This is a genomic window from Caballeronia sp. NK8, from assembly GCF_018408855.1.
Taxonomy (GTDB): Bacteria; Pseudomonadota; Gammaproteobacteria; order Burkholderiales; family Burkholderiaceae; genus Caballeronia.
This window is the reverse complement of record NZ_AP024325.1, coordinates 1,548,741-1,572,201: the sequence shown is the minus strand read 5'-3', so window position 1 is coordinate 1,572,201 and position 23,461 is coordinate 1,548,741. Positions and strand designations below refer to the sequence as shown.

Below are 23,461 nucleotides of genomic sequence, written 5' to 3'. Positions count from 1 at the left end.
TCTCCTTGTAAGCGATTTTCTCGCGATTGGAAACGTGGACGCGGCCCCGCCGAGGCCGGCCCCGGCGCGCCGAAGTCGTAGGATACGCCCTGTCCGGACCGCGCGCCCGGCAAGCGGCGCGGACGTCGATCCGTCTTTTCGTCGTCGTTATATTCAGTGGTATATTACGAAGCACGCGTTTGACCGACCCAGAGCACACCTTCCGGCCCAGCCGATCGAGCACGAGGTGACCATGCAGCCCCCTCCGTTTCAACTTGCCCGCACGAGCGCACATGCACATCGCGATGCGTGCTGCCAGCCGACCGAAGCCGATTTGCGCTCGTCGCGGCGGCGCGCGCGTCTTGCCGAACTCGATGCCAACCTGCATTGCTCGGTCATCGGCACCTGTCTTTCGACCGGCGAGCTGCGCAAGCTGGTGCCGAAATTCACCGATCTCGACCGCCATCACGCGAGCGATCTGGAGATTCATCATGCGGCCGTCGAACTTGCGATCGCGGGCGGCGCGGGCGCGAAGGCGCTGAACAAGGCGCTCGACGAGCGCTACGCGGGCGCGATCCGCCGTTTCGATGCCGCGCGCGATCCGCAGGCGTTGCTCGATCTATGGAACGACGCGCTCAAGTCCGGCGATATCCCGCCCGCATACTGGGCGGTGATGTCGCATCCGCACGCGACGATCGAAGTGCGCCAGGCCGCGTTCGGCGAACTGCATATGCTGTCGCATCTGGTGGGCGCGGCGAATCGCGCGGATATCCGTCGGCTCGTGGCGCTCGAAGCGGAGAACGCCGGCCTCAGGGACAAGCTCGACCGTCAGCAGGCGCGTCTGCTCGAATTGAGCATGGAGCGCGATGCGTCGCTGGTGCAATCGAACGCGCAGGCGCTGCAACTCGCCGCGCTCGCGGATCGCAAGGCGGACCTGTCGACGGCGCAGCTCGAAGCCGAAGTCGAGCGGCTGCGCGAGAAGGTCGAGGACGGCGAGCGACGTCTTGCGCTGCACACGAGCCGGCGCGCCGCCGCCGAGCAGCGCGCGCAGCACGATGAGAACGAGACGCGCGCGTTGCGCAACAAGCTGGGCGAAGCGCAGGCGCTGCTGAGAGTCGTGCAGGCCGAATGCGCGGCGCTGGAACGCGCGACGCTGAATGCCGACGATCAGCCCGACGCGCGCCGGCGCGCGGTCGAATGGGTGAATGGCAAACGTATCGTCTATGTCGGCGGAAGGCCGAATTCGAACGCGGTGCTGAAGTCACTCGTGGAAGCGGCGGGTGGCGAGCTGATCGTCCATGACGGCGGCATTGAGGATCGCAAGGGCTTGCTCGCCGCCGCGTTGCCGAATGCCGACGTCGTGCTGTTTCCCGTCGACTGCATCGATCACGATTCGATGAGCATGCTCAAGCGCGTCTGCGAGCGGCATGGCGTCGAATATTCACCGCTGCGCACGGCGAGCGTCGCGAGCTTCGTGGAGTTCGTCGCGCGGCTGGCCGCGAGCGCGCAGGACACGCGGGCGAGCGCGCCGCCGCCGTCCGCGTTCTGCCTGCGTCACGGTTAAGGTTTGAGCAGTTTCGTGAGCGATTCGATTTGCCCGGCGCAGGCCGCTTGCGCCTGCGTTTCGACATCGCGATAAAGCCGGATGATGCTCTCGCCAACCGGCGTCAGCACGCAGCCGCCGCCGCTTTGACCGCCTTGCTCGGAGATCGTCGCAGGCGATTTGAGCGAGCGGTTGAGTTCGTCGATGAGCAGCCAGGCGCGCCGGTACGACATGTCGAGGCTGCGCGCCGCCGCCGATATCGAGCCGTGCTTGTGCACCGCTTCCAGCAGCGAGACCTTGCCCGGACCGAGCGCAATGGTCTCGCCTTTCATGATTCGCATGCGAAAGCGGACTTCGGCGGGGTGGTTCGCCGGGTCCGTGTCGGCTGCGCTTTGGGTTGGTTTGTGGGTCGTCGCCATGCCGGAGAGGATACACGAAGGGAGTGGGCGTTTGAGCATCGGCGGCGAATGCCTGGGGCTCCGGCTCGGCGCCACGTTCGCATGCGCCGTCGCGACTGTCTCCGATCTCATCAGAGTTGCGCCGTGACCTGGAAACCGAGCGTCACGCGCGAGGTCGACATCGCCGATGGTTTGTAGAGCGGCGTGCCTGCGAAGAGCTCATAACTCAATCCGCCGTATTTCGAGGCGACGCCACCGCGCAGACCGACCACGGCGCCGACGAGTTGTGTGCCCGCGAGAAAGGCCGTATTGGGCCCAAAGACGCGCCCGTAGTCGACGCCCGCATAGAACGATTGCCTCGACTGCCCGAGCGGCGCTTGCACCTCGTTGCGCCAGTAAAAACCCGCGCTCGCCCGCGAGCATCTGCTCGCCGTCGAAGCCGCGCACCGTGTAGCGGCTGCCGATCGTGCGATCGTCGACGTAGAAGAGCGTATCGGGCGAATACTGGCCGTGGAACGTCGTCACGTACCGGAATGGCTGACCCGAGAGGTTGAGATCGAGCACCGCCATGCGATAGCGATAGGTGGGATCGCCCGGTTTCGTCGTGGGCGTCGGCGGGTAAGGATCGGGCGCCGCGTCGGACGTCGCGCCGAGTGCGCCGATCCCTTGCCGATACGCGAGCGAGCCGTCGAGTTGCGCGCCGCCGATGTAGTGCCGATCCGTGAGCCCGGCCTCGATGAAGGTGTTGTTCCGCCGCTGAATCTCGATCTCGGTATCGTCGATGAAGCTCGCCCCGAACCGTTTCGAGAGTTGCATGTAGGCGCCGAGCACGTCGCTTTGGCTGCGGCGCAGCCCGCGCGTGAGTTTGACGCCCGCCGTCTGCGCGTTGCCGCTCGACACGAAAGTCTGGCTCGCGCCCGCGATCTGCTGGTAGTACGTGCTCGTATAGCCGAAGAGCGAGCCCGTCCAGAAGCCCCACGGCACCGAGTACGAGCCGTTAAAGCCGTGCGAGCCGAGCGCCTTGTCGTCGAAATACAAATCCTGATTCGCGCCGAGGCTCAACACGTCATTCAGGCCGAGCGGATTGTCGAGGCCGAGGCTCAGGTTGCCTTGTAGCTTGCCCGTCGCGCGGCTACCCGAGTTGTCGACCGAGGCGACGAGCGTCCAAGCCTTCGCTCGCTTGAACGAGATGACGACGTCACTCTCGCCGGGCGCGCCGGTCGGCTCGACTTGCATGTCGGCGTCCTGGCTCGCGGGCCGCTTCATTTGCTCGATGCCTTGCTCAAGGTCGTGCAGGTTGAGCACATCGCCGGGCCGCGTCGGGAACGCCGAGCGCCACGACGCCCACGTCGCGGGCTCGGCGAAGCGGACATCGCGATTCACGCCGGGCACGAGCGCGAATGCGAGCGTGCCGCTCGCGATGTCCTGCTCGGGCACGAGCACGCGCGTCGTTACGTAGCCGCGACTTAGCACGGTTTGCTGGACGCCCTTGGCGAGTATGGCGACGCCTTCGCGGCCGACACATTGCCCGCGATAGTGGTCGAGCCACGCGTGCGCGAAGGCGAACCGGTCGAGCGGCAACGCCGAGGCACTTTTCTCGCGAATCACGTCGGGCAGCGTCGCGGGAACGTCGAGCGCGAAGGCATCGACGCGAAAACATGGCTGCTGATTTGGTAGCGTCGGAAAAGCGCCATCGGTCGGCACTGTCGAGCGCACGACGGGCGCTTGCACGGCCGCCTCGCGTTGCTGTTGTACCTGTTGATTCTGTAGCGCGTTGGCGCGAGCGGCGGCGGCTTCGTCCGCGATCGTCGGCGCTTGTTGCGCGTGCGCGGCAAGAGTGACCACAACCAGCGGCAATGCCGCCAGTATCTTACATGTTGTCATTACTGAACGCGGTAGAGTTAAACATCACTCGCTGACACGGTTGTGAGAGCGTAGGCGTCCAAATGGGGTAGATAGGCCTCGACCTCATAGGCCTCGGGCGAGTCGGAATCACCGAATACCGCGACTACGGTAACGACCGAGCCCGCAGGAATAGTGATATTCCTCTCGTCGCCGATGACTTGCGCTTCAAGTGCCGCACTTAGTTGAAACACGTCGTTCTCTTGCAATGTCTTCATCTCTCTAGGCTTCTTTTCGACGATAGGCAATGAGTTCATCGTTGCTTGTACTGATCGGTTGCGGCGCGTCGACACGAAGACATTCGACGTCGACCATCTCATGATCGAAATGTGACGCCAATTCTGACCCGATCTCGTCGACGGTCGCAGAGTCCTCTTCCGAGACTGCACCGTCAAACATAGCCCTTACTTTGATATCGCTGCCCTCAAGTCGGCACGTCACGGCGCGCATGTTCGCGCTTATATTGCCAAGCAGGGCGACCTGAAGAGAGAGCAAGAGTCGAACGCGAAAATCGTTATCCATTACGGTCTACCTGGAACAATGTGAACGCCATCTTTACTATAGTGAATGATGCCGTTCGTGGTTGGCGTTTTCTGACCCGTCACGGGGTCAACGTAGTTTCCAATTACTGTGCCGAAATCAACTCGCTCTCGATATCCCGCCTGACCGGGCGAAACGTTGTTCACCGGTTGGCCCGTCCCGGCGAAGTCATTCGAGAGTTGCTGAGGATCGGGATAAGTTAGTTCACTTTTTCCCGAAGTGAAGTTGTTATGTCCCGGCTGGTGCTTTCCCTGTTTTCCTGCTTCGATCGTCGGTCCATTGTCCGCGCCATCATCCGAATCTTTCGAAAAGATGGCATTAGGCGGCACGCTGCCCGCCGAACCTGCCGTCGCGGCGCCGGGCACGACCACACACGCGCCACCCGGCGCGCATACCACCGTGGGCGGCGTAACGACCGCGCCTCCGGTCGGCGGCGAAGTGTTGCCGTTATGCGCGTCAATGAGCGGATTCGGGTCGGCGTCGGGCTTTTGATTCTGCGGCGCCGGAATAACACTATTCAACGCGTAGTTGAGCGAGCCGAGCGGATCGGTCACGGTATTGACGACCGCGTCCCACACACGGCCTGCGAGCAAGTTCTCGGTGCTCCCCTTGCCGTCGGCGTTCGTCGTGCTTCGGTTATAGAGGTCCGCATTGGCCCCCGCGAACGCGCCAGAATTCCCGCCGATCAGGCCGCCGACCGCACCCGCGATCACGTTCGCGCCGATGTTGCCCGCCGCGAGTCCGGGGTCCGTGCCACCGCCGTTGCCGAACGTGTCAGCGAGCCTGTTGAGGTCGCCCGCGAGTGCGGCAGATACCCCGGCGCCCGCCGCGCCGCCCGCAGCGCTACCGCCGCCGAGGTCCGCGACGAGCGCGCCGCCCGCCGTGTGCATCGCCACGCGATAGGCGCCACCTTCGTCCCAAACCCGGCCGAAGCCGGGTTTGCTGTTTGCCTTACTTTGGATTGCTAGCCAACTCCTTAACTCCGTCCTCCAGCATTTCCTTGAACTCTTTCAGATCAAAGCGCCAAGCGCCATTGTTCGCAGCCGGATAAATCTCGATCTCATAACTTCGACCAGGCTCCTTGGATATTTCTGCAACCTGCCGGCTCTCGTGCCAAATCTCGTAAATAAGGCTTTCTCTGTCAGTGACGCTCGCAATCTGTGCTTTTAGCGTTTTCATTTGTTCGGCTCCAAGAAACCAATAAACCTTCCATCTGCTCCGTACCGAATTCCTCGTCCATCAGATGCTCTGACTTCAACGACGTCCCCGTAACGGCCACGATTCAACTGCTCAACGGTACGCCCTGGATCATTCAGGATGTCGTCTACGATCTTTTGACCTTGTTCATTGATAGCGGTCGGATTGCCCTTTGCTGCGGGGAACGCACTGTCCTCGCGACTTCCGTGTTTCTGCAATCCTCGCCCAGCAGCGCTCAACTCGCCAGACTTATCAGATGGGTCCGGCACTTTCGCTGAGTCTGACAGATCATCAATGCTCTTTCCGCCGAACGACGAGTCTTTGTCACCACTATTAAGCGTGGCATTACTAGGAACATAGCCCGGCGTTCCCGGCGTCGCCGCAGGCACCGCCGTACAAACCGGCGGCACACACACCGGCACCAACACCGCCGATCCACCCGCAGCCGGCGGCTTCGAATTGTTGGTTACGTCGATCAGCGGGTTCGCATCCGCTGGCGGCATCTGTCCGCTACTGGCCGCAGCCTGCCCGCTAATCTGGGCCGCCCAGCGCTTCGCATCACCAACCGGGTCACTATACGTTTCCTTCGCCCAGTTGATTGCCCGATCAACCAGCGAGCCATCGCTACCTTCGCACTTGCTATTCGTGCAATCGTGGCTGCGGTTGTACATGTCGGTGTTCGACGCCGTGGCCGCGCCCGTGCTACCACCAACAACCGCTCCCGCTCCCGTGGCCAGCACATTCGCAAGGATGTTGCCCAGCGCCCGATCCGCATCCGCGTTGCCCGTCGGACTCGCACCCTTCACCGCGTTGCTCACGTCATTCAGATAGCCCGCTGCCGTAGCAGAGATGCCCGCACCCGCAGCACCACCCGCAACACTGCCTCCACCCAAGCCAGAAACCGCTGCTCCGCCCGCAATATGCATCGCGATCCGATACTCGCCGCCTTCGGCCCATTTCGCCGCCTCGGCGCCGTACTGTGCGGCGAGGTCGAGATTGCCGTCCTTGATGGCTTGCTCTTGCGCCTTTTGCGCGGCGTCACGCTTCGCGTCCGCAATCGCGCCGATCTGCGTCGCCACCGCCTGACCCGCCGCGCTCGCGGCGTTCATCATGTTGCCTTGCTTGTCGAGCAGGTTTTGCACGTCGGGCAGCCTCGACACAGCGCCGTTCGTGTGCGACGTGTCGCGACTCAGACTCGAAACGTCCTGCGTCTGACGATCCTTGTCCGTAATGATGATCGTGCCCGCACTGATGGCGCTGCGAGTCGTTGCATCCGAACTGCCGCTGTCGTTCTGGCTCATCATCGGTGTGAGGCCGCCTGCGCCGCTCACCGACGACGGGCCCGTTCCCTTGGCCGCCGCGCCCATCGATCCGCCCGCGCTAAACCCGCTGCTGCTCGCGCTGTAGTCCGAGTGATTCGCGATATCCGAGAACGTGAGCGTGCCCGTGTTGAGCGTGTTCTTGCTCGCGTCGGCGTCGCTCGCGATCACCGCGCCCTTGAGGTCGGTATTGCCCGCAACGTTGATTTTGAAACCACCATCGCCCGCACGAATCCCGCTTTGCTCTTCGACGCCCGCGTACTTGCCGCTCGCGTTGCCATGTTGCGAACTGAACGAACCGCCGCCGCCCGCCTGGCTGATGCTCACGCCGCCGCTTTTGCTTTCCTGATGCGCGTCGCTCGTCGCCGTGTCCTGCACGCTAGCGATATTCAGATTGCCGCCGATATCGGCGTTGACGGTCTTGGCGTTGACGTTCGCGCCGACGATGTTCGTGTCGCCCCCTGAGATGATCGTCGCGCCGTTGCTCGCGTTGATGTGCGTATTGCTTTGCGTAGTCGAGTCGCTGTTGGCGTGGCCGCTCGACTTCGACATCGACGCATCGACGCCGTAGCCCTGCGTGCCGTAAGAAACGCCGAACGAACTGCCGCTCGACTCGTTCGTGCTGCGAGTCGAATCGGTGCTCGCCGTGCTGATCAGGTTGACGCGATCCTTGGCCGCGAGCACGACATCGGTCGCATCGACATTCGAGCCCGCGACCGTGAGATCGCCGCCGGTCGCCGAGAATGCCGCGGTGCCGCCCGCCTTGACGCTCGACCCGCTCGACGTGGCCGAGTCGTGCGCCGAGGTGTCCTTGCTGTGACTGCTGCCGAAGCTGAGTTCGATCTTGACGTCGGGCTTGCCGCTCGCCATCGATTCGGCCGCCGCGGCGCCATTGCCAACCGCCGCGATCGTGTGCAGGGTCGCAGCGCGCGAGTCCTCGCTCTTGTCCGACGCGTGCGCCTGGTCGACGGTGCTTTGAATCATGTCGACCAGACCGCCCGCGACGCCGAGCGACACGCCGCTTTGCTTGACTTCGTGCGTTTCGTCGTGATGCGCAGTGTTCGTGGCCGCGTCGAGCGTCACGTTCGCGCCCGTGCCGATCACGTCTTTCGCCGCGATCAGGTCGCTGCCCGTGACGTGCAAGTCGCCGCCTGCAACGAGTTTTACGCTGCCGTCCGTGCTACCGACGAGGCTCGCGTTGTGCGTGACCGACGCGTCGTTGTACGTGTCTTTCTGGTCGCGCGAGCCGTACGAGATCGAGGCACCCGACGCGCCCATGCCGGTTTTGGCTTCCTGGTGGAACGAACTCGACTGACTCGAATCCTGCGACGTGCCAATCGTCAGGTCATGGCCCGCCGATAAGCTCACGTCATCGGTCGCGGCGATGGTCGAGCCGCTGATCGTCATATCGCGCCCGGCCGCGCCCGTGACCGTGTCGCCCGAGACCGTCGAGCCGTTCGCATAGACCGCGTGCGATGCGCTCGTGTCGGTCGTCGTGTCCTTCGACAAGAATCCCGAATGATTCGTGTGATTCCAGCTCTGCGCGTCGTGGGTTTCGCTCACGCTGCCGACGGTGACGTCGCCTGTCGCGACGAGCGCGATGCCGCCCTTGTCGGCGGCCACGTTCGAGCCGAGGATCGCGAGGTCGCCCGTGCCGTTCTGACCGGCTGCGAGCGTGACGCCGCCGCCCGCGTTCACCTTCGAGCCGCTGACCTGCTCGTCGTAGCTCGACGAGACGTGTTGCGCCTGCTTGCCGCCAAGCGATTGTTCGTTATGCGTGGCCGTGTTCTTCGCAGCCGTGATCGTAAGATCGCCGCCCGCGATCATCGCCGCATTGCCGCCCGCCGCGATGGTCGCGCCCGTGAGCGTCGTGTCGCGTCCTGACAGGGTGGTGACGTTGCCGCCCGCGACGATCGCGCTGCCGAGTCGCTGACTGACTTCGTCGTGGCTGCCGTTGAGTCGGTCGGTCGTGTGGACCTCACGCGAGCTCGTGAATTCGGTCGTGCCGACGTTGATATCGCGTCCCGCCGAGATACCCGCGTTGCCGCCCGCCTGAACGAGCGCGCCCGACAGACTCACGTCGCGGCCCGCGATGACGGTCGCGTTGTTCGTCGCCGAGATCGTGCCGAGCGCGTTGACGCCGGTGCCGGTCACACGTCCGCCGATGTCACCCGAGCCGAACGCGCTCGCGACGCCATACGTATGCGTTTCGTTGATGACGTCGCGCCCGGCTTGCACGAGCACGTCGGCGCCGCCGATCCGCCCGCTCGTGTTGCGCACGTCCTGCACGGCGACGACCGCCGTCGTGCCCGCGCTGCCGATCACGCCGCTATTGCTGACGTTGTTGCCGATGATCGTCGTTGCGAGATTGCTCGCCACGTGTCCGCTATTGACTACATCGCCACTCGCGAAGAGGTTGACGGCGTTACCCGCGACGAGCGCGCCGCTCTTCGAGAGGTCGACCGCGTTCGCGCTCGCGAGATAGAGTTGCGGCACGAGCACCGTCTCGTGCGAGCCATCGGGTAGCGTGACGTCCTGCGAGACGAGCCAGACCATATCCGTGGTCAAGCGCGCCATTTGCTCGGCAGTCAACGCGATGCCCGGCGCGAGGCCGAATGCCTTCGCATAGCCGACGCCGTTGTTCATGAGCGCGGTGTACTCGTCCATCGCATCGGTGAAACCGGCGAGGAACGTGCGGCCCGTGAGCTGCGTGATCTGGTTGCGAATGAGCGTTTGCTCATACATGCCGTCGCCGAGGCGCTTGATCGTCTTTTGCGGATCGAGATCGAGCGCGCCGAGCATGTAGTCGCTGCTGATGAACTTCGCGTAGTTCGTCAGGCGCGGGTCGGTCGCGATCAGGTACGTCGCGCCCGGCGTGGTGTTGTACGTGTAGAGCCCGCTCGTCGGCAGCTTGAGGTTCGGAATGCCACCCGTCGCGCCGCCGACCGTTTGCGGGGCGCTCGTCTGTCCGCTGACGCTCGATGCCTGCGTGCCGTCGATCGTCTGCGCTTTGCCGCCTTGTCCCGAGATTGCGCCCGTCTGCGTGCCGTCCGCGCTGCCGCCCGTGACGCCCGAGCCGATCACCGTGTTGCCCTGGCGGTCGACCGAGTTGATGCTGATGGTTGTCGCGTCGATCTGTACGGTCTGGTTCGACGATGTGATCGCGGGCAAAGCGTTGACGGTCGTCGTGGTTTGCGTGACGCCGTTCTCGATGTTCGTCTTGTAGTCGCTGTCGCCGCCGGTCTTCTGGTGCCAGTACCAGTCCGAGAAATTCGTTTCGGTAATCGTCTGCTGCAAGACGGTGCCCGTGTCCTCCACCTTGCCGCCATTGTCCGCACGCTCTTTCAGGTTCCCGCCCGAGGCGATCGTCGACGACTGGTTTTCGATCAGCCCGCCGTCCGCGTTGATGCGGATCGCGCCTTGCGCCTGAATCGTCGCCGCCGTGCCCGCGCTGATGAGTTGGTCGGTCGCGGTGGTCGTCTGCGTGGTGCGCTTCATTTCCACGTAGTCGTGGTTGTCCGAGCCGAGCGACGTATCGAACTTGAGCTGATCCGGGCGAATGTTGACGCGCGGATCATAGTCCGGCCAGAACGTGACCGTGACGGTGCCGTCGCCATTGTCCGTAAGGCTGTTGTACCACTGTGTCGCGTGGGTGGTAATGACGCGGTTCGCTTCCACCATTTGCGGAAATGGGTTGCCGGAAACGTTGCCCCAAGTCCTGTAAGTATCTTCAAGCGGCGTAGCCAACGAGAAGGTCTGCGCGCTGCTGTCGAGATTGGTCACCTGATCCTTGGGCAACGTGACCGTAAGGGGCTTCGCCAGACCTTGAACCGCCTGTGCGCCGATCGCGCCCGCGCCGAAATTCCACTGCGGATAGAGCTTGCTGTGGTAACTGCCAAGCTGGATATCGCTGAGACCCGCTGTCCAGATTCCCCGCGTCGTCGTGCCCGCGTCCTGCGGCGCGCCGGCTTCCGTGACGACGCCTGTGCGAATGTTCTGCACTGTGCGCGCGGCAATGTCGATATCGCCCTCGGCCGCGATGGTCGCCGCGCTGTTGACGAGCAAGCCCGTCTGATTCGCGAGCAAGCCCTCGGCGTCGCGCGTACCGTCGCGGCCGATTTCCAGATTGCCGAGACTGTAAATGAGCGCGCCGTCCTCATTGACGACGGAATTGGCGGCATAGACGCGCACGCGCTCAGCGCCCGCGATCACCGCCGCCGCGCCGCTGTTCGTCACGTCCGTGGCGTTGACGGTCACGTCGTTGCCGATCACGGTCCCGGTGTTGGCGAGCGCCGCGCTATTCGTCGTGACCGTGTCGCCTTCGATGCGCCCAGCGTTGGTGATCATGTCGACCGCGTTCACGCTCGTCGTCGACGAGTTGATATCAGCGCCTGCCGCGTTGACGACGTCGTGACCAATTACCGTGAGCGCGCCATTCGCGTCGAGCGTGCCCGCGTTGCTGAGCGTGCCCGTCGCGGCGACGCGCATGTCGCCATCGGCGTGCAGGTTGTTGGCCGTGCCGTTCGTGTAATCGCCGACGACGTCAAGCGAGAGATCACGCCCCGCGATCATGGCGCCGTCGCCCGAGACGACGCCGCTCGCGCTGACGTCGCGATTGGCGCGGATCGATCCGCCCGCGTTCGAGAGCGAGGCGACCGCAAGCGAGACGTCGAGGCCGCCAAGGATCGCGCCGCCGTCGTTGATGACGGTCGCGCTTGCTTGGTTCAAGTTGAGGGCCGTGCCGCCGAACAGCGTGCCGTCCGCGTTGTTCACGGTCTGAGCGACGTTCAGATTCGCCGCGCCGCCCGCGACGAGGTTCGCGCCCGCGTTGTTGTCGAGCGTCTGCGCGTTGAGCGTCACGTCGCCATTACCGCCGAGCGTGCCGCCCGTATTGACAACGTCCGACGCGCTGATCGTCGTCGCGCCGTCGCCCGCGTTGGTGAGCGTGCCGCCCGTGTTGTCGATGCGCGCCGCGCTCACGCTCGCCGAGCCGTGCGGGCCATTGGCGCTGATCGTGCCGCCCGTGTTGGCGAGCGCGCCTGCCGCGTCGACATTGAGATCGCCCGCGGTCTGCATCGAGCCGCTCGCATTGTCGATATCGCCTTGCGTGCCGACGTGCAAACCCGCTGCGCCGTAGATCGAACCACCACGGTTCACGATGCCCGATGCCGCATCGATTCGCGCTGCGTTCATGGCCAGCAGCGTGCCGCCCGTGTTGTCGACGCTCGCGCCGCTCGCCGTGAGCGCGCCGTTGGTTTGCACGCTGCCGTTGACATTCGAGAGCGCGCCCGCCGCGTTGATCGCGAGCGCGCCCGTGCCCGCATGCTGAACCTTGCCGCCGTCGTTCGTGATCGTCTGCGCGTCGATGCCGAGATTCGTCGCATTGCTCGCGATCGTGCCGCCTGCGTTGTCGAGCGCGCCGGCCGCGTGAATTGTCTGATCGGCCGCGCCGTACTGCGTGAGCGTGCCGCTCGCGTTGACGAGTGCGCCGGGCGTCGAGACGGCGAGCGTGTCGCCTTCGATCGTGCCGCGCGTGTTGTCGATCGATGCGCCCGAGACGGTCGTCGAACCGCCCGATATCGTGCCGCCCGTGTTGTCGAGCGCATTATTCGCGGCGACATCGAGCGCGCCGCCTGCCGTAACGCTGCCGGCGCGATTGTCGAGCGTAGCCGCGCGCACGTGCGCCTCGCTCGCCGCCGTGAGTTGACCCGCGTTCGAGAGCGAGAGCGCGTCGACATCGAGCGCGCCGTTTGTGCCGATCACGCCGCCCGCGCCGTTGACCAGGGCGCCCGACGTTGTGACCTTCAAGCCGTCGCCATTGAGCGAGACGAGACGCCCGCCCGTGTTGTCGAGCGAGGCCGACTTCACCGTCGCCGCTTTGGCCGCCTGAATCGTTCCGGCGTGGTTATCGAGCGCGCCGTTCGTCACGACATTGCCCGAGGCGTTCGATAGCGTTCCTTTCGAGTTCAACGCGAGCGCGCCCGTGCCCGCGTGCTGAACCTTGCCGCCGTTGTTCGCGATCGTTTGCGCATCGATTCCGAGATTCGTCGCGTTGCTTGCGATCGTGCCGCCGGTGTTGTCGAGCGCGCCGCCCGCGTGGATGGTCTGATCGGCCGCGCCGTACTGTGTGAGCGTGCCGCCCGCGTTGACGAGTGCGCCGGGCGTCGAGACGGCGAGCGTGTCGCCTTCGATCGTGCCGCGCGTGTTGTCGATCGATGCGCCCGAGACGTTCGTCGCCGCGCCTGAGAGCGTGCCGCCCGTATTGTCGAGTGCATTGTTCGCGGCGACATCGAGCGCGCCGCCCGCCGTGACGCTGCCGGCGCGATTGTCGAGCGTGTCCGCGCGCACGTGCGCGTCGCCCGCCGCCGTGAGTTGCCCCGCGTTCGAGAGCGTGAGCGCGTCGACATCGAGCGTGCCGTTCGTGCCGTTCGTGCCGATCGTACCGCTCGCGCCATTGACGAGCGCGCTTGTCGTCGACACGCTCAACCCGTCGCCATTGAGCGACGCGATCTTGCCGCCCGTATTGTCGAGCGAGCCCGCCTGCACGGTCTCACGGCCCGCCGCCTGCATCGTGCCGCTGCGATTGCTCAGCGCGCCGCGTGTGTTCACATCGAGTGTCGATTGCGAGACGAGTTGACCGTTCGCGTTCGACAAACTGGCCGCCGCGACCCGCATCGCCGCGCCGCTCGACAGTTTGCCGCCGTCGTTCGTGAGCGTGGCCGCCGCGCTGGCGTCGAGCGTGCCGCCTGCGGTCGTGCTCGCGCCCGACAGGTTCATGTCGCCGCTCGTGGCGTCGAGCGCCAGCGCGCCATTGGCCGATGTATTGCTGCCCGCTAGATCGACCGACGCGCCCCGGATCGTCGTGTTGCCGCCGCCTTCGTTGCGCCCGCGCGCCGATACCGCGCCGCTCGCGATCACGTTCAAATTGCCCGCGTTGGCGATCGTTCCGTCGTTGTTCACGCCCGCGCCGAGCGTGCCGGTCGATGCAACGCTGCCCGCGTTGACCGTCGTATTGTTCTGCGATGCGAGGATGCCCGAGCTGCTCAACCCGCCCGCCGTCGCGACGTTCACGTCGCGCTGCGCGTAAGTCGCGCCGCTATTGTCGATGCCATCGCGCGCCGATACGCTGATCGACCCGCTCGCGTTCGTGGTCCCGGCGAGCACGAGTTGGCCGTTCGACTTGAGCGTCAGGTCGCCAGCCTGCGCGGCGAGAATGCCGCGCGTGCTCACGCCGACGCCGTTCTCGTTGCTCGCCAGAAATATCCTGTTCGCGTACATGCCGCCGAGTTGGCTGACGTCGATCGCGACCGAGGGCGCGGCGCCATTGCCCGCGATGGGCGTCGCGGCGAGCGTATCGTGATCGATTTGATTCGCGCCCGCGACGACGTTAAGCTGATTCGCGTAGATGGCCGCGTTGACCTCTACGGCGCGCGCGAGGATGTCGACCGCGTCGACATTGCTCGCGTTGAGCCCCGCGCCCTGAATGCTGACGTTACCGCCGTTGACCGTAAAGCCCGCGAGGTTGCCGTTCGGTCCGAAATTCGGCGTGCCGGTGGTCAGGACCGCGCGTGACGTATTGATGAAGCCGCCGCCGTCCACGACCAGGCCGTTCGGATTTGCGACGATGACTTCCGCCTTTCTGCCGGCGACTTCCAAAAATCCGCGTAACTGCGACGGCGAGTTGCTCAATACCTGATTGACGATCACGCGCGCCTCGTTGCCCGGCGTCAGGTTCGCGTTGCCGTTCACATAGCCGGCCTGTGTCGTGGCGGTGATCGTTGCCGAGTTGTTGAGGATCGCGCCTTGTTTCTGGACGTCGAACTGTGAATATTTGTTGAGCGAAACACCGGCGCTCGAAGGCTTTGCGATATCGACTTGCGGAAGCCCGTTTTGGGTCTGCACGACGCGCGCGCCCGAGCCGGGCGCCGCTACGATCTGCGCGAGCGATGGCGCGCTCATGATGATATTGCCTACGAGCAGCATCGCGGCCAGCGCGAGCGCGCGTAATGCGGGCGCGGGCTCGGCGTCCCGAACGACTGCGCTCGCGCCGCGTGTGCCGGGCGTGTTGCCGTGAGCGTTGGCGAAATCCGCGACGGCGACGAGCATATGTCGCACGCGGCCGAAGACGAGTTTGTAGATACCCTTGTTCATGCTTCTTGTTTGGGTCGGCAGAATCGATTCCACGATGCTCTGCCTAGTGTCGAGGGAAACTCGGTATTGTCAGTGTTCCTAAACGTGGAACGTCGTAGGAAGATTCTGAAAGAACGGACACGCTCGGCCGGCGAGGCGCACCAGGGCCTCGCGATAAGCGCTTGGAAAGGGAACGAAAGGGGGGGGCTCGTCAGCGTCGTCAGCGAGGCAAAGCGCCGATGCTCAACCTGCTCGCTCTATCGGTGGTCCGGATAGCAAAACCCATAATCCTCACACCCCGGACACCCCGGCGCACCCATCGGCGCGACGCTTCTCGCGTGCGCAACTTCCTGCGCGAGAAACTTCTTCCAGCGCAGATTCGCAACATTGCGCGCGACCAGCGCGGGATAGTGACGCTCCAGCATCTCGCTGACATCATCGCGCCCGTCGAGGCCGAGATCGCGCCACAGATGATCCGGCCGCAACGACGCCGCAGCGATGATCGTCGCGAGACAAAACGCATCTTCCCGATGGCTCGTCGCCGTGCGGTCGTGCCACATCAGCAGGCCGTGCAGATCGCGCACGAACGCGCGATGCGGCGATCCGAGAATCGCACCCGGCACACGACCAACCGCCGCACCGCGAAAATGCCGGCCGATCAGCGCGGCGAACGCGCCGGCATCGAGCCCGAGCAGAAGCAGATCATTCGATTCGATGCGCGCGCCGATGAGCCGCGCGAACAGCACGGTATCGGGCGCATCGGGATGGATGGCGTGCGCGAGCAACGCACGCGCTGACGCGTTCATCGATGCGCTGTGCCCAGCACGTGCGCGTCGACGCGCACGAGGCGCTTCATGTGTCGCGGTGCATGCACCGTATCCGCGCCCGACACGAGCACGGGCAGACCATCCTCGATCCCGAGTTCGCGATCCGCGCACTCATAGGCGACGATCACCTGCGCGCCGATCGGCGTATTGAACAGCTCGTGCCACGAAAATGTCACGGCGTAGCCGTCGTGCGCGTGCGCAAGAAACACGGTGCGCTTGAAATCCGAGTTGTCCGGGCGGCGCACGCCCGCCGCGTCGAGCAGCACGCGCAACGGCACGCCGCGATAACTTCCCATCGGACGGATGTAGCGGCCGGTCGAAAAACACACCAGATCGAATGGCGCGATGTGCGCGCACGCGAATTCGCGCAATGCGGCAAGATCGAGCGTGAGCGGTCGTTGCACCGCGCCGCCGATCTCGACGACGGGTCCGTCTGGCGTGGCCGGGCGAGCGGAAATCGAGTGCGCAAGTTCCATGGCGTTTGACGTAAGAAGCGTGAAAGCGTATTGGGGCCGCGTTATATCTGCGACTATATTACGATGTCCGGCGCGATGCCATGTTTCCCGCGGCATGACGGACATGATCTTCGGCTTATCGACGGGAGAAACGCATGAAGCGTCGGCTGACGGCGGCATTCGCCATGACGATGTTCCTCGCGGCGTGCAGCTCGGTCGCGCCGGGCACGACGGCGCAGACGGTGCCGCTCGCGGGCACGCCCAACGGCGTCGCGGTGCGCGATGCGGACGGCGCGGTGTTCGTCACCGACGACAGAACCAACGGCATCGTGATGACGACGCACATCGGCGACGAGGACGCGCCTGCGTTCTCTCTCTACGCGCGCATTCCTCACGCGGAGGGCGAGCGCACCGGCCTGAGCCAGATCGCGTTCGCGCCGAACGGGCATCTGCTCGTCGAACAGTTCGGCTTCGGCACGGCTGGCGCCGTTTTCGATATCGCGCCGAGCGGTCAGGTCGCGCTTGCGTCGGATACGAATTCGGCGCGGCGGCGTCTGGGCCTCTTCGTGCTCGATAGCGGCACGTTCCTGTCGAGCTGGTTCGTGAAGGAGGGCAGCGCGCCGCCCGAAGGCGGCGTGAGCGTGATCACGCGCGGCGCCGCGCCGCGCCAGATGATCGAGCGCGACATCGTCGGCGGACTGGCCAAGCCGGTCGGTCTCGCGGCCGTCGGCGAGACGCTCTACATCAGCGATCAGGCCGCCAACCGCATCTACAAGGTGGATCTGCAGGCGGCGCGGGCGGCGAGCGCGCCCGTGCCCGCCAGCGATGTCTTCGCGACCGTTGACGCGCCCGACCTGATGGCCGCGGCACCCGACGGCACGCTCTACACGAAGTGCGGCGCGCACGCCGTGTGCAGCTTCTCGAAGCGCGGCCGGGCGACCGTCGTCATGGACGGCCTCGAAGCGCCGCGCGGCGTCGCGGTGGACGTCGCGCGCAAACGGCTCATCGTGGTCGACCGCTCGGGCGCGCCGGACAAGCCGAGCGCGCTGCGCGTCGCGCCCATTCGATAACAACGGCGCTGACGATGCTTTAGCGCGGCGACGACCAGCCCTTGTAGCTGCCGACGTTCTCGCGCGTCACCAGCGTCGACGGCAACAGGATCGTCGAGCTGCTCGGTTTCTTGCCGTTCATCAGGTCATAACCGACGCTGACCGCCTGCTGCGCCATCGCCCACGGGTCCTGGCTCGCCGATGCCTGAACCGACGTATCCGACTTCAGCGCCACTTCGATATCCGGCGCACCGTCCACCGACGTGATCACGATATTCCCGCGATGCAGCTGCTTCGCCGCGAGGTCCGTGCCGATCGCTTGCGGATCGTTGATTGCGAACACGCCATCGAGCTTCGGGAAACGCGTGAGATAGCCCTGCATCGCGTTCATGCCGCCTTCGCGCGAGCCCTTGGCGTCCTGATCGTCGGACAGGATCTTGATGCCCGGATTCTTCGCGAGCACGCTCTTGCAGCCGTTCACGCGATCGATCACCGCCGACACCTGCGGCCCGTTCTCGATCACCACGTTGCCCTTGCCGTTGAGCTTCTTCGCCAGGAAGTCGCAGGAAATTTCGCCGGCCTGCACGTTGTTGGTCTGCACGGTCGCGTCCGCGCCCGCGGCTGCCACGTCCACCGCGATCACGACGATGCCCGCCTTCTGCGCCTTCTTCACCGCGGGCTCGATCGCCTTCGGATCGACGGCGTTCAGCAGGATCATGTCGACGTGCGCCGAAATGAAGTTGTCGATCTGCGTGAACTGCTTGTTCATGTCGTAGTCCGACGACACCGCCTGCACCTTGGCGCTCGGATTGATGGCCTTCGCCTTGGCTTCCGCGCCCTTTGCGATCGTCACGAAGTACGGGTTGCCGAGCGAGCCGACCGTGATGCCGACGGATTTCAACTGCTTGTCGGCGGCGTGCGCCGACAGCGACAGGGTGAATCCGAGAGCGAGTGCGACGCTGGCGAAAAGCTTGTTGTGTTTGCGCATGTTGTTGTCTCCAGTTGGTCCTTTTTTCGAGGGCGGGCGCACGCGGACCCGAATGCGCCCGGATAGCGGAAGTTCAGGTGCGAGCCGAGCCGCGCTGACGGTAACGATCGAGCGCCACCGCGCCGATGATCACGAGGCCCTTGATGATGTATTGCCAGATATCCGACACGCCGAGCAGCACGAGACCGTTCGTCAGCACCGCGATGATGAGCGCGCCCACCAGCGTGCCGACGATCGAGCCCACGCCGCCGACGAAGCTCGTGCCGCCGAGAATCACCGCGGCGATCGCATCGAGTTCGTACGACTGGCCGAGTTGCAGACCATTCGCGGCGTAGAGACGCGCGGCGGACATCACCGCGCCGAGACCTGCGAGCAAGCCCGAGATCGCGTAGACGAAGAGCTGGATGCCCCACACCTTGATGCCCGAAAGACGCGCCGCTTCCGGATTGCCGCCGACCGAATAGATGCGCAGGCCGAGCACGGTGCGTCGCAGAATGAACCATGACACGAACACGACGAGCAGCGCGATGATCACCAGCCAGGGCACGCCGAACAGCGTGTCGTTGCCGATGAACGCGAACGACAGTTGCGGATTGAAGATGGTCGTGTCGTGACCGATCAGCCGCGCGATGCCGCGTACCGCGGTGAGCGAGCCGAGCGTGACGATGAACGGCGGCAGTTTCAGCAACGCGATCAACAGGCCGTTGACGACGCCGAAGCCGAGACCGACCGCGAGCGCCGCCGGAACGCCGAGCCAGCCCCAGCCCGGAATGTTCGATGCGAGCAGTGCGGCGACCGCGCCCGCCGACAGAATCGAGCCGACCGAAAGATCGATGCCGCCCGTGAGAATCACGAAGGTCATGCCGGCCGCGAGCACGATGTTGATCGATGCCTGCTGCGTGACGATCGACATGTTCTGGAAGCTGAAGAAGCCATCCGTCACGATGCCGAAGCCGATGCACAGCAGAATCAGCACCGGCAGCATGCCGGCGGTGCGCATCAGCACCTGCATGCGCTCGCGATGCTCGATGCTTTTCTGCCGCTGGGTCGTGCTTTCTGCTTTCGCAACCGGCGCGGCGCCTTCCTGGTGTTTCGTCGTGTTAGCCATGTCTCTCTCCGTAATCCTTAAGCCGCCTGATCGAGCTTGATCTTCGAGCCCGTCGCCAGTTCGATGATGCCTTCCTGTGAAATCGGCTTGCCGGAATGGCCGCCGAGCTCGCCCGCGATTTCGCCTTCACGCATCACGAGCACGCGGTCCGCCACGCCGATCACTTCCGGCAACTCGCTCGAGATGACGATCACGCCGACGCCCGTGCGCGCGAGATCGTTGATGATTCGATAAATCTCCGACTTGGCGCCAATATCGACGCCGCGTGTCGGCTCGTCGAGGATCAGCACTTCCGGTTTCGTTTCGAGCAGGCGCGAGAGCAGCACTTTCTGCTGGTTGCCGCCCGACAGCGCACCCACGTTGACGCGCATGTTCGGCACGCGAATCGTCAGCGCGGCGATCGCGTCCTTCGCGCGCGTGTTGCCGCGCGGCAGGTCCATCACGCCCGCTTTCGCGTCGCGTCCGGCGATCGTGATGTTGATGTTGTCGCGCACGCTCATGTCGAGGAACAGGCCCTGGCCCTTGCGGTCTTCGGTGAGATAGACGAGGCCGGCATCGATCGCGTCGCGCGGCGTGCGCAGCTTCACCGGCTTGCCGTGCATCGACACTTCGCCGCGAGTCTTCTCTTCGGCGCCGAAAATCAGCCGCGCGAGTTCCGTGCGCCCCGCGCCGACGAGTCCCGCGATGCCCAGCACTTCGCCCGCGTGCAGGTCGAGGCTGCATCCTTTCACGCGATTGTTGTCGGCGATATCGCGCACCGACAGCACGACGTTGCCCGGATCGTAGGGCGCGTGCTCCTTCTTGTAGAAGCCGGAGATGTCGCGGCCGACCATCATCTTCACGAGGCTGTCGGCGGAGAGTTCGTCGCGCATCAGCGTGCCGACGTACGACCCGTCGCGCAGCACGGACACGCGGTCCGACAGCTCATAGATCTCCGCCATGCGGTGGCTGATATAGATGATCGCGATGCCTTCCGCGCGCAACGTGCGTACGAGTTCGAACAGACGATCGGTTTCGCGCGACGAGAGCGGCGTGGTCGGCTCGTCCATCACGAGGATGCGCGCATGCGCGTGCACGGCGCGCGCGATTTCGACGAGCTGCCGCTCCGCGATCGACAGATCGCCGACCAGCGTATGCGGCTTGAAGCTCGCGCCGAGGCGCTTCAGCACATCCTCGCAGCCGCGCTCCATGCCTTTGCGATCGACCAGCCTGCCGCGCCGCAACTCGCGTCCCGCGTGGATGTTCTCCGCGACGGAAAGATTCGGCGCGAGGCTCAGTTCCTGATAGATCACGGCGACGCCGAGCGCGCGCGCGGCGAGCGGCCCGTCGATGGTGACGGTCTTGCCGTCGATGAGAATCTGGCCACCCGCATCGGCCTGATACGCGCCCGACAGGATTTTCATCAGAGTGGATTTGCCCGCGCCGTTTTCGCCCATCAGCGAATGCACTTCGCCGGGATAGACGGACAGGCGCACGTCGTTGAGCGCGCGCACGCCCGGAAAGGTTTTGCTGATGCCGCGCATTTCCAGAAGCGGCGGCGGACGGGAAGGGTCATGCGGCATGGTTCACCTCTTGCGGTTTGAAGCCCGCGTGGCGAATCGCCGCGCGCGGTGAGAAGTTGAAGAACATCGGCAGCGTGGCCGCGCCGATCGCGCCCGCATCCGGGCCGAAGGAGCCGCGCACGAGCGTCGGGGTGCCGCGCGCTTCGGGCGCGTTGGCGGCGAGCGTCGTCGAGAGCCGCTCGACGAGCTTGTCGAGCAGGCCGCCGTCGATATCGGAATCGATCACGACCATCGGCACGTCGAGCACGCAGAGCGTCGCGCGCAAGGCGGGCGCGAGCGCTTCGATGCAGTCGTCGATCCACTCGTCGACCGCGGGAAGATCCCGCTCGATGCACGCCTGCAAGTCGACGCGGTTGTCCGCCGCCGCGCCGCAATAGTTGAGATGCCGCACGAGCGCGTTCAGCGACGCGCGCGACAGCAGAATGTCCCAGCGGCCGGACGGCTGCGGCGCGGAAGGCAGGCGGCTCGGCGGCACCGGAATGACGCCGATGTCGCCCGCGTTGCCCGACGTGCCGCGCAGGCAGTCGCCGTTGATCGCGACGCCGCCGCCGATCGCGGAGCCGAGAAACAGGTAGACGAAGTCGTCGCAGCGGCGGCCGTGGCCGTAGAACAGCTCGGCGGTCGCGGCGGCGTTGCCGTCGTTTTCGCTGAAGACGGGCAGCGACAGCGCGCGGCCGAGTTCATCGGCGAAATCGGTTTCGTCCCAGGCGCGGAAGGTTTCGGCGGGCAGGCCGAGCTCGCGCAGCCAGCTGCCGAGGTTGAACGGCTGCGCGATGCCAACGCCCGTCAGCCGCTCGCGTTCCGGCGCGGACAGCAGGCCGAGCATGTTGTCGATGTCGCGCTGCACGATCTTGAGAGCCTCGGACGGATGCGGCAGCACGGCATCGAGCGCGCTGCGGGCAAGGACATCGCCGGCGAAATTCACGAGCACCGTTTCGATGCCGGTGCGATCCAGCCGCACGCCGATGCCGAACGCGCCGCGCGGATCGAGCCGGATCAGCGACGCGGGCTGGCCGCGCTGGCCGTCGAGACGACGTCCGGTGTATTCGATCAGGCCCGCATTTTCCAGCGATTCGACGATGCTGCCGACCGCCGTGCTCGTCAGATTCGCGTGGCGCGCGAGTTCGGCCTTCGACGCCGGTTCGGCGCGCCGCAACGCCTGCAACAGCAGCCGCTCGTTGTACCGGCGTACGTTCGCGGAGTTGCTTCCTCTGCCGCTTGGGGATTTCACGCGCTGTCTCCGGAGACGGCCATCGACTCGTGGCCATTAATTAAATCAAGTTGATTTATTTAAGAACGACGGCGCGTCGAAGTAAAGGAGGGAAATCCCGAAGCCGCTTTTTAAGCGCGTTTTGAAGAGATGGTGCGGGCGGCGCGATGCCGAGCAGCCGCAAACGGCGGACCCGGTGCGATTCACACTAGGCGATGCAGCCGACGCTGCCAAGCCGCGCGGCGCTGCCTTGCGATGCGCTTACGGGAAGCGTCGCGCAGATCGATGTGCTATCGTCGGCGACACTTTTCGACACTTCTTTCGCCGTTCCATGTTCTCGATCTCCCAGGCCACGCACGCGACCAAGGCAGCGCAATACGACGAACTGCTACAGCAAGCCCGCGCGCTCATCGCCGATGAAACCGACTTCATCGCCAATGCCGCGAATTTTTCATCGCTCGTCTATCACACGCTGCCGGATCTGAACTGGGCGGGCTTCTATCTCTTCGATGGCGACGAGCTGGTCGTCGGGCCGTTTCAGGGCAAGCCGGCGTGCGTGCGGATCGCGCTCGGACGCGGCGTGTGCGGCACCGCGGCGCGCGAGCGGCGCACGCAGGTCGTGCCGGATGTGCACGCGTTTCCCGGGCATATCGCATGCGATTCGGCGTCGCGCTCGGAGATCGTCGTGCCGCTCATCGCGAGCGACGGCACGCTGATCGGCGTATGGGACGTAGACAGCCCCGTGCCGAATCGTTTCGACGACGAAGACGCGCTCGGCATGGAAGCGCTGTGTACGGCGTTCGTCGCGCTTGCGTGGAAAAAATGAGCATCGATCCCGCGGACAACGGCGTCGTCACGATCGCGAGCGCGCATGGCGCCGTCGCGACCGCCGACAGGCTCGAAGCGCTGATCCGCGCGCGCGGGCTGATTCTGTTCGCGCGCATCGACTTCAGCGGCGACGCGGCGCGCGCCGGCCTCACGATGCCGCCGAGCCAGTTGCTCGTGTTCGGCAATCCGCAGGCGGGCACGCCACTGATGCAGGCGGTGCCGACCGCCGCGCTCGACTTGCCGCTCAAGGTGCTGTCATGGGAAGACGCCGACGGCCGCGCGTGGCTTTCCTATAACGCGCCGGACTTTCTGCGCGCGCGTCACGGGCTCGACGCCGAACTGATGAAGCCGCTAGGCGGCGTGGCCGCGCTCGCGGAGGCGGCGGCGCGCTGACGATCTGGCGTCATCGGCGCGCAGACGCGTGCG

The 23,461-nt window shown here is 65.1% G+C and carries 16 protein-coding genes and 1 pseudogene; 4 read left to right on the top strand and 13 right to left on the bottom strand.

What is annotated here, in order from left to right:
• Nucleotides 1-232: 232 nt before the first annotated feature.
• Entirely contained in the window at nucleotides 233-1,543 is a 1,311-nt protein-coding gene (locus tag NK8_RS32410) for a DUF2325 domain-containing protein (protein WP_213232348.1), read from the top strand.
• On the opposite strand, the gene NK8_RS32405 is transcribed toward NK8_RS32410, so the two are convergent.
• From NK8_RS32405 to NK8_RS32365, 9 genes and pseudogenes are all read right to left on the bottom strand, one after another.
• A complete protein-coding gene (locus tag NK8_RS32405; protein WP_213233281.1) occupies nucleotides 1,540-1,941 on the bottom strand; it encodes a winged helix-turn-helix domain-containing protein in 402 nt (133 codons plus the stop codon). The two genes, NK8_RS32410 and NK8_RS32405, sit on opposite strands and share 4 nt — an antisense overlap.
• A gap of 110 nt (nucleotides 1,942-2,051) precedes the next feature.
• A pseudogene (locus tag NK8_RS32400) lies at nucleotides 2,052-3,804 on the bottom strand (ShlB/FhaC/HecB family hemolysin secretion/activation protein).
• 17 nt (nucleotides 3,805-3,821) lie between these two features.
• On the bottom strand, nucleotides 3,822-4,040 hold the full coding sequence (locus tag NK8_RS32395; protein ID WP_213232347.1) for a hypothetical protein: 219 nt from the start codon (nucleotides 4,038-4,040) through the stop codon (nucleotides 3,822-3,824).
• A gap of 4 nt (nucleotides 4,041-4,044) precedes the next feature.
• On the bottom strand, nucleotides 4,045-4,344 hold the full coding sequence (locus NK8_RS32390) for a hypothetical protein (protein ID WP_213232346.1): 300 nt from the start codon (nucleotides 4,342-4,344) through the stop codon (nucleotides 4,045-4,047).
• Complete coding sequence (locus NK8_RS32385; RefSeq protein WP_213233280.1) at nucleotides 4,344-5,252, bottom strand: polymorphic toxin type 50 domain-containing protein; 909 nt, start codon at nucleotides 5,250-5,252, stop codon at nucleotides 4,344-4,346. The genes NK8_RS32390 and NK8_RS32385 overlap by 1 nt, the downstream gene beginning before the upstream one ends.
• A gap of 61 nt (nucleotides 5,253-5,313) precedes the next feature.
• Nucleotides 5,314-5,541, bottom strand: coding sequence for a hypothetical protein (locus NK8_RS32380; protein WP_213232345.1), 228 nt, complete (start codon nucleotides 5,539-5,541; stop codon nucleotides 5,314-5,316).
• Nucleotides 5,538-15,029 carry a hemagglutinin repeat-containing protein gene (locus tag NK8_RS32375; protein WP_213232344.1) on the bottom strand — a complete coding sequence of 3,164 codons (9,492 nt, stop codon included), beginning with the start codon at nucleotides 15,027-15,029 and terminating at the stop codon, nucleotides 5,538-5,540. Before NK8_RS32375 ends, NK8_RS32380 begins: the two co-directional genes overlap by 4 nt.
• A gap of 236 nt (nucleotides 15,030-15,265) precedes the next feature.
• Nucleotides 15,266-15,814: a nitrogen fixation protein NifQ gene (locus NK8_RS32370; RefSeq protein WP_213232343.1), complete on the bottom strand. Its 549-nt coding sequence runs from the start codon at nucleotides 15,812-15,814 to the stop codon at nucleotides 15,266-15,268.
• Nucleotides 15,811-16,311, bottom strand: coding sequence for a molybdopterin-dependent oxidoreductase (locus NK8_RS32365; protein WP_213232341.1), 501 nt, complete (start codon nucleotides 16,309-16,311; stop codon nucleotides 15,811-15,813). The genes NK8_RS32370 and NK8_RS32365 overlap by 4 nt, the downstream gene beginning before the upstream one ends.
• Nucleotides 16,312-16,445: 134 nt before the next feature.
• On the opposite strand from NK8_RS32365, the gene NK8_RS32360 reads away from it, so the two are divergent.
• Nucleotides 16,446-17,360: a hypothetical protein gene (locus NK8_RS32360; protein ID WP_162070462.1), complete on the top strand. Its 915-nt coding sequence runs from the start codon at nucleotides 16,446-16,448 to the stop codon at nucleotides 17,358-17,360.
• 19 nt (nucleotides 17,361-17,379) lie between these two features.
• On the opposite strand, the gene NK8_RS32355 is transcribed toward NK8_RS32360, so the two are convergent.
• The 4 genes from NK8_RS32355 to NK8_RS32340 form a co-directional block, all read right to left on the bottom strand.
• On the bottom strand, nucleotides 17,380-18,327 hold the full coding sequence (locus tag NK8_RS32355; protein WP_162070463.1) for an ABC transporter substrate-binding protein: 948 nt from the start codon (nucleotides 18,325-18,327) through the stop codon (nucleotides 17,380-17,382).
• 73 nt (nucleotides 18,328-18,400) lie between these two features.
• A complete protein-coding gene (locus NK8_RS32350) occupies nucleotides 18,401-19,435 on the bottom strand; it encodes a ribose ABC transporter permease (RefSeq protein WP_213232339.1) in 1,035 nt (344 codons plus the stop codon).
• 17 nt (nucleotides 19,436-19,452) lie between these two features.
• Complete coding sequence (locus NK8_RS32345) at nucleotides 19,453-20,997, bottom strand: sugar ABC transporter ATP-binding protein (RefSeq protein ID WP_213232338.1); 1,545 nt, start codon at nucleotides 20,995-20,997, stop codon at nucleotides 19,453-19,455.
• Nucleotides 20,987-22,228, bottom strand: a complete 1,242-nt coding sequence (locus tag NK8_RS32340; RefSeq protein WP_162070465.1) for an ROK family transcriptional regulator — start codon at nucleotides 22,226-22,228, stop codon at nucleotides 20,987-20,989. Before NK8_RS32340 ends, NK8_RS32345 begins: the two co-directional genes overlap by 11 nt.
• A gap of 310 nt (nucleotides 22,229-22,538) precedes the next feature.
• Between NK8_RS32340 and NK8_RS32335 the strand changes: the two genes are divergently transcribed.
• A complete protein-coding gene (locus NK8_RS32335) occupies nucleotides 22,539-23,033 on the top strand; it encodes a GAF domain-containing protein (protein ID WP_162070466.1) in 495 nt (164 codons plus the stop codon).
• Complete coding sequence (locus tag NK8_RS32330) at nucleotides 23,030-23,428, top strand: DUF302 domain-containing protein (protein ID WP_213232336.1); 399 nt, start codon at nucleotides 23,030-23,032, stop codon at nucleotides 23,426-23,428. The genes NK8_RS32335 and NK8_RS32330 overlap by 4 nt, the downstream gene beginning before the upstream one ends.
• Nucleotides 23,429-23,461 lie beyond the last annotated feature (33 nt).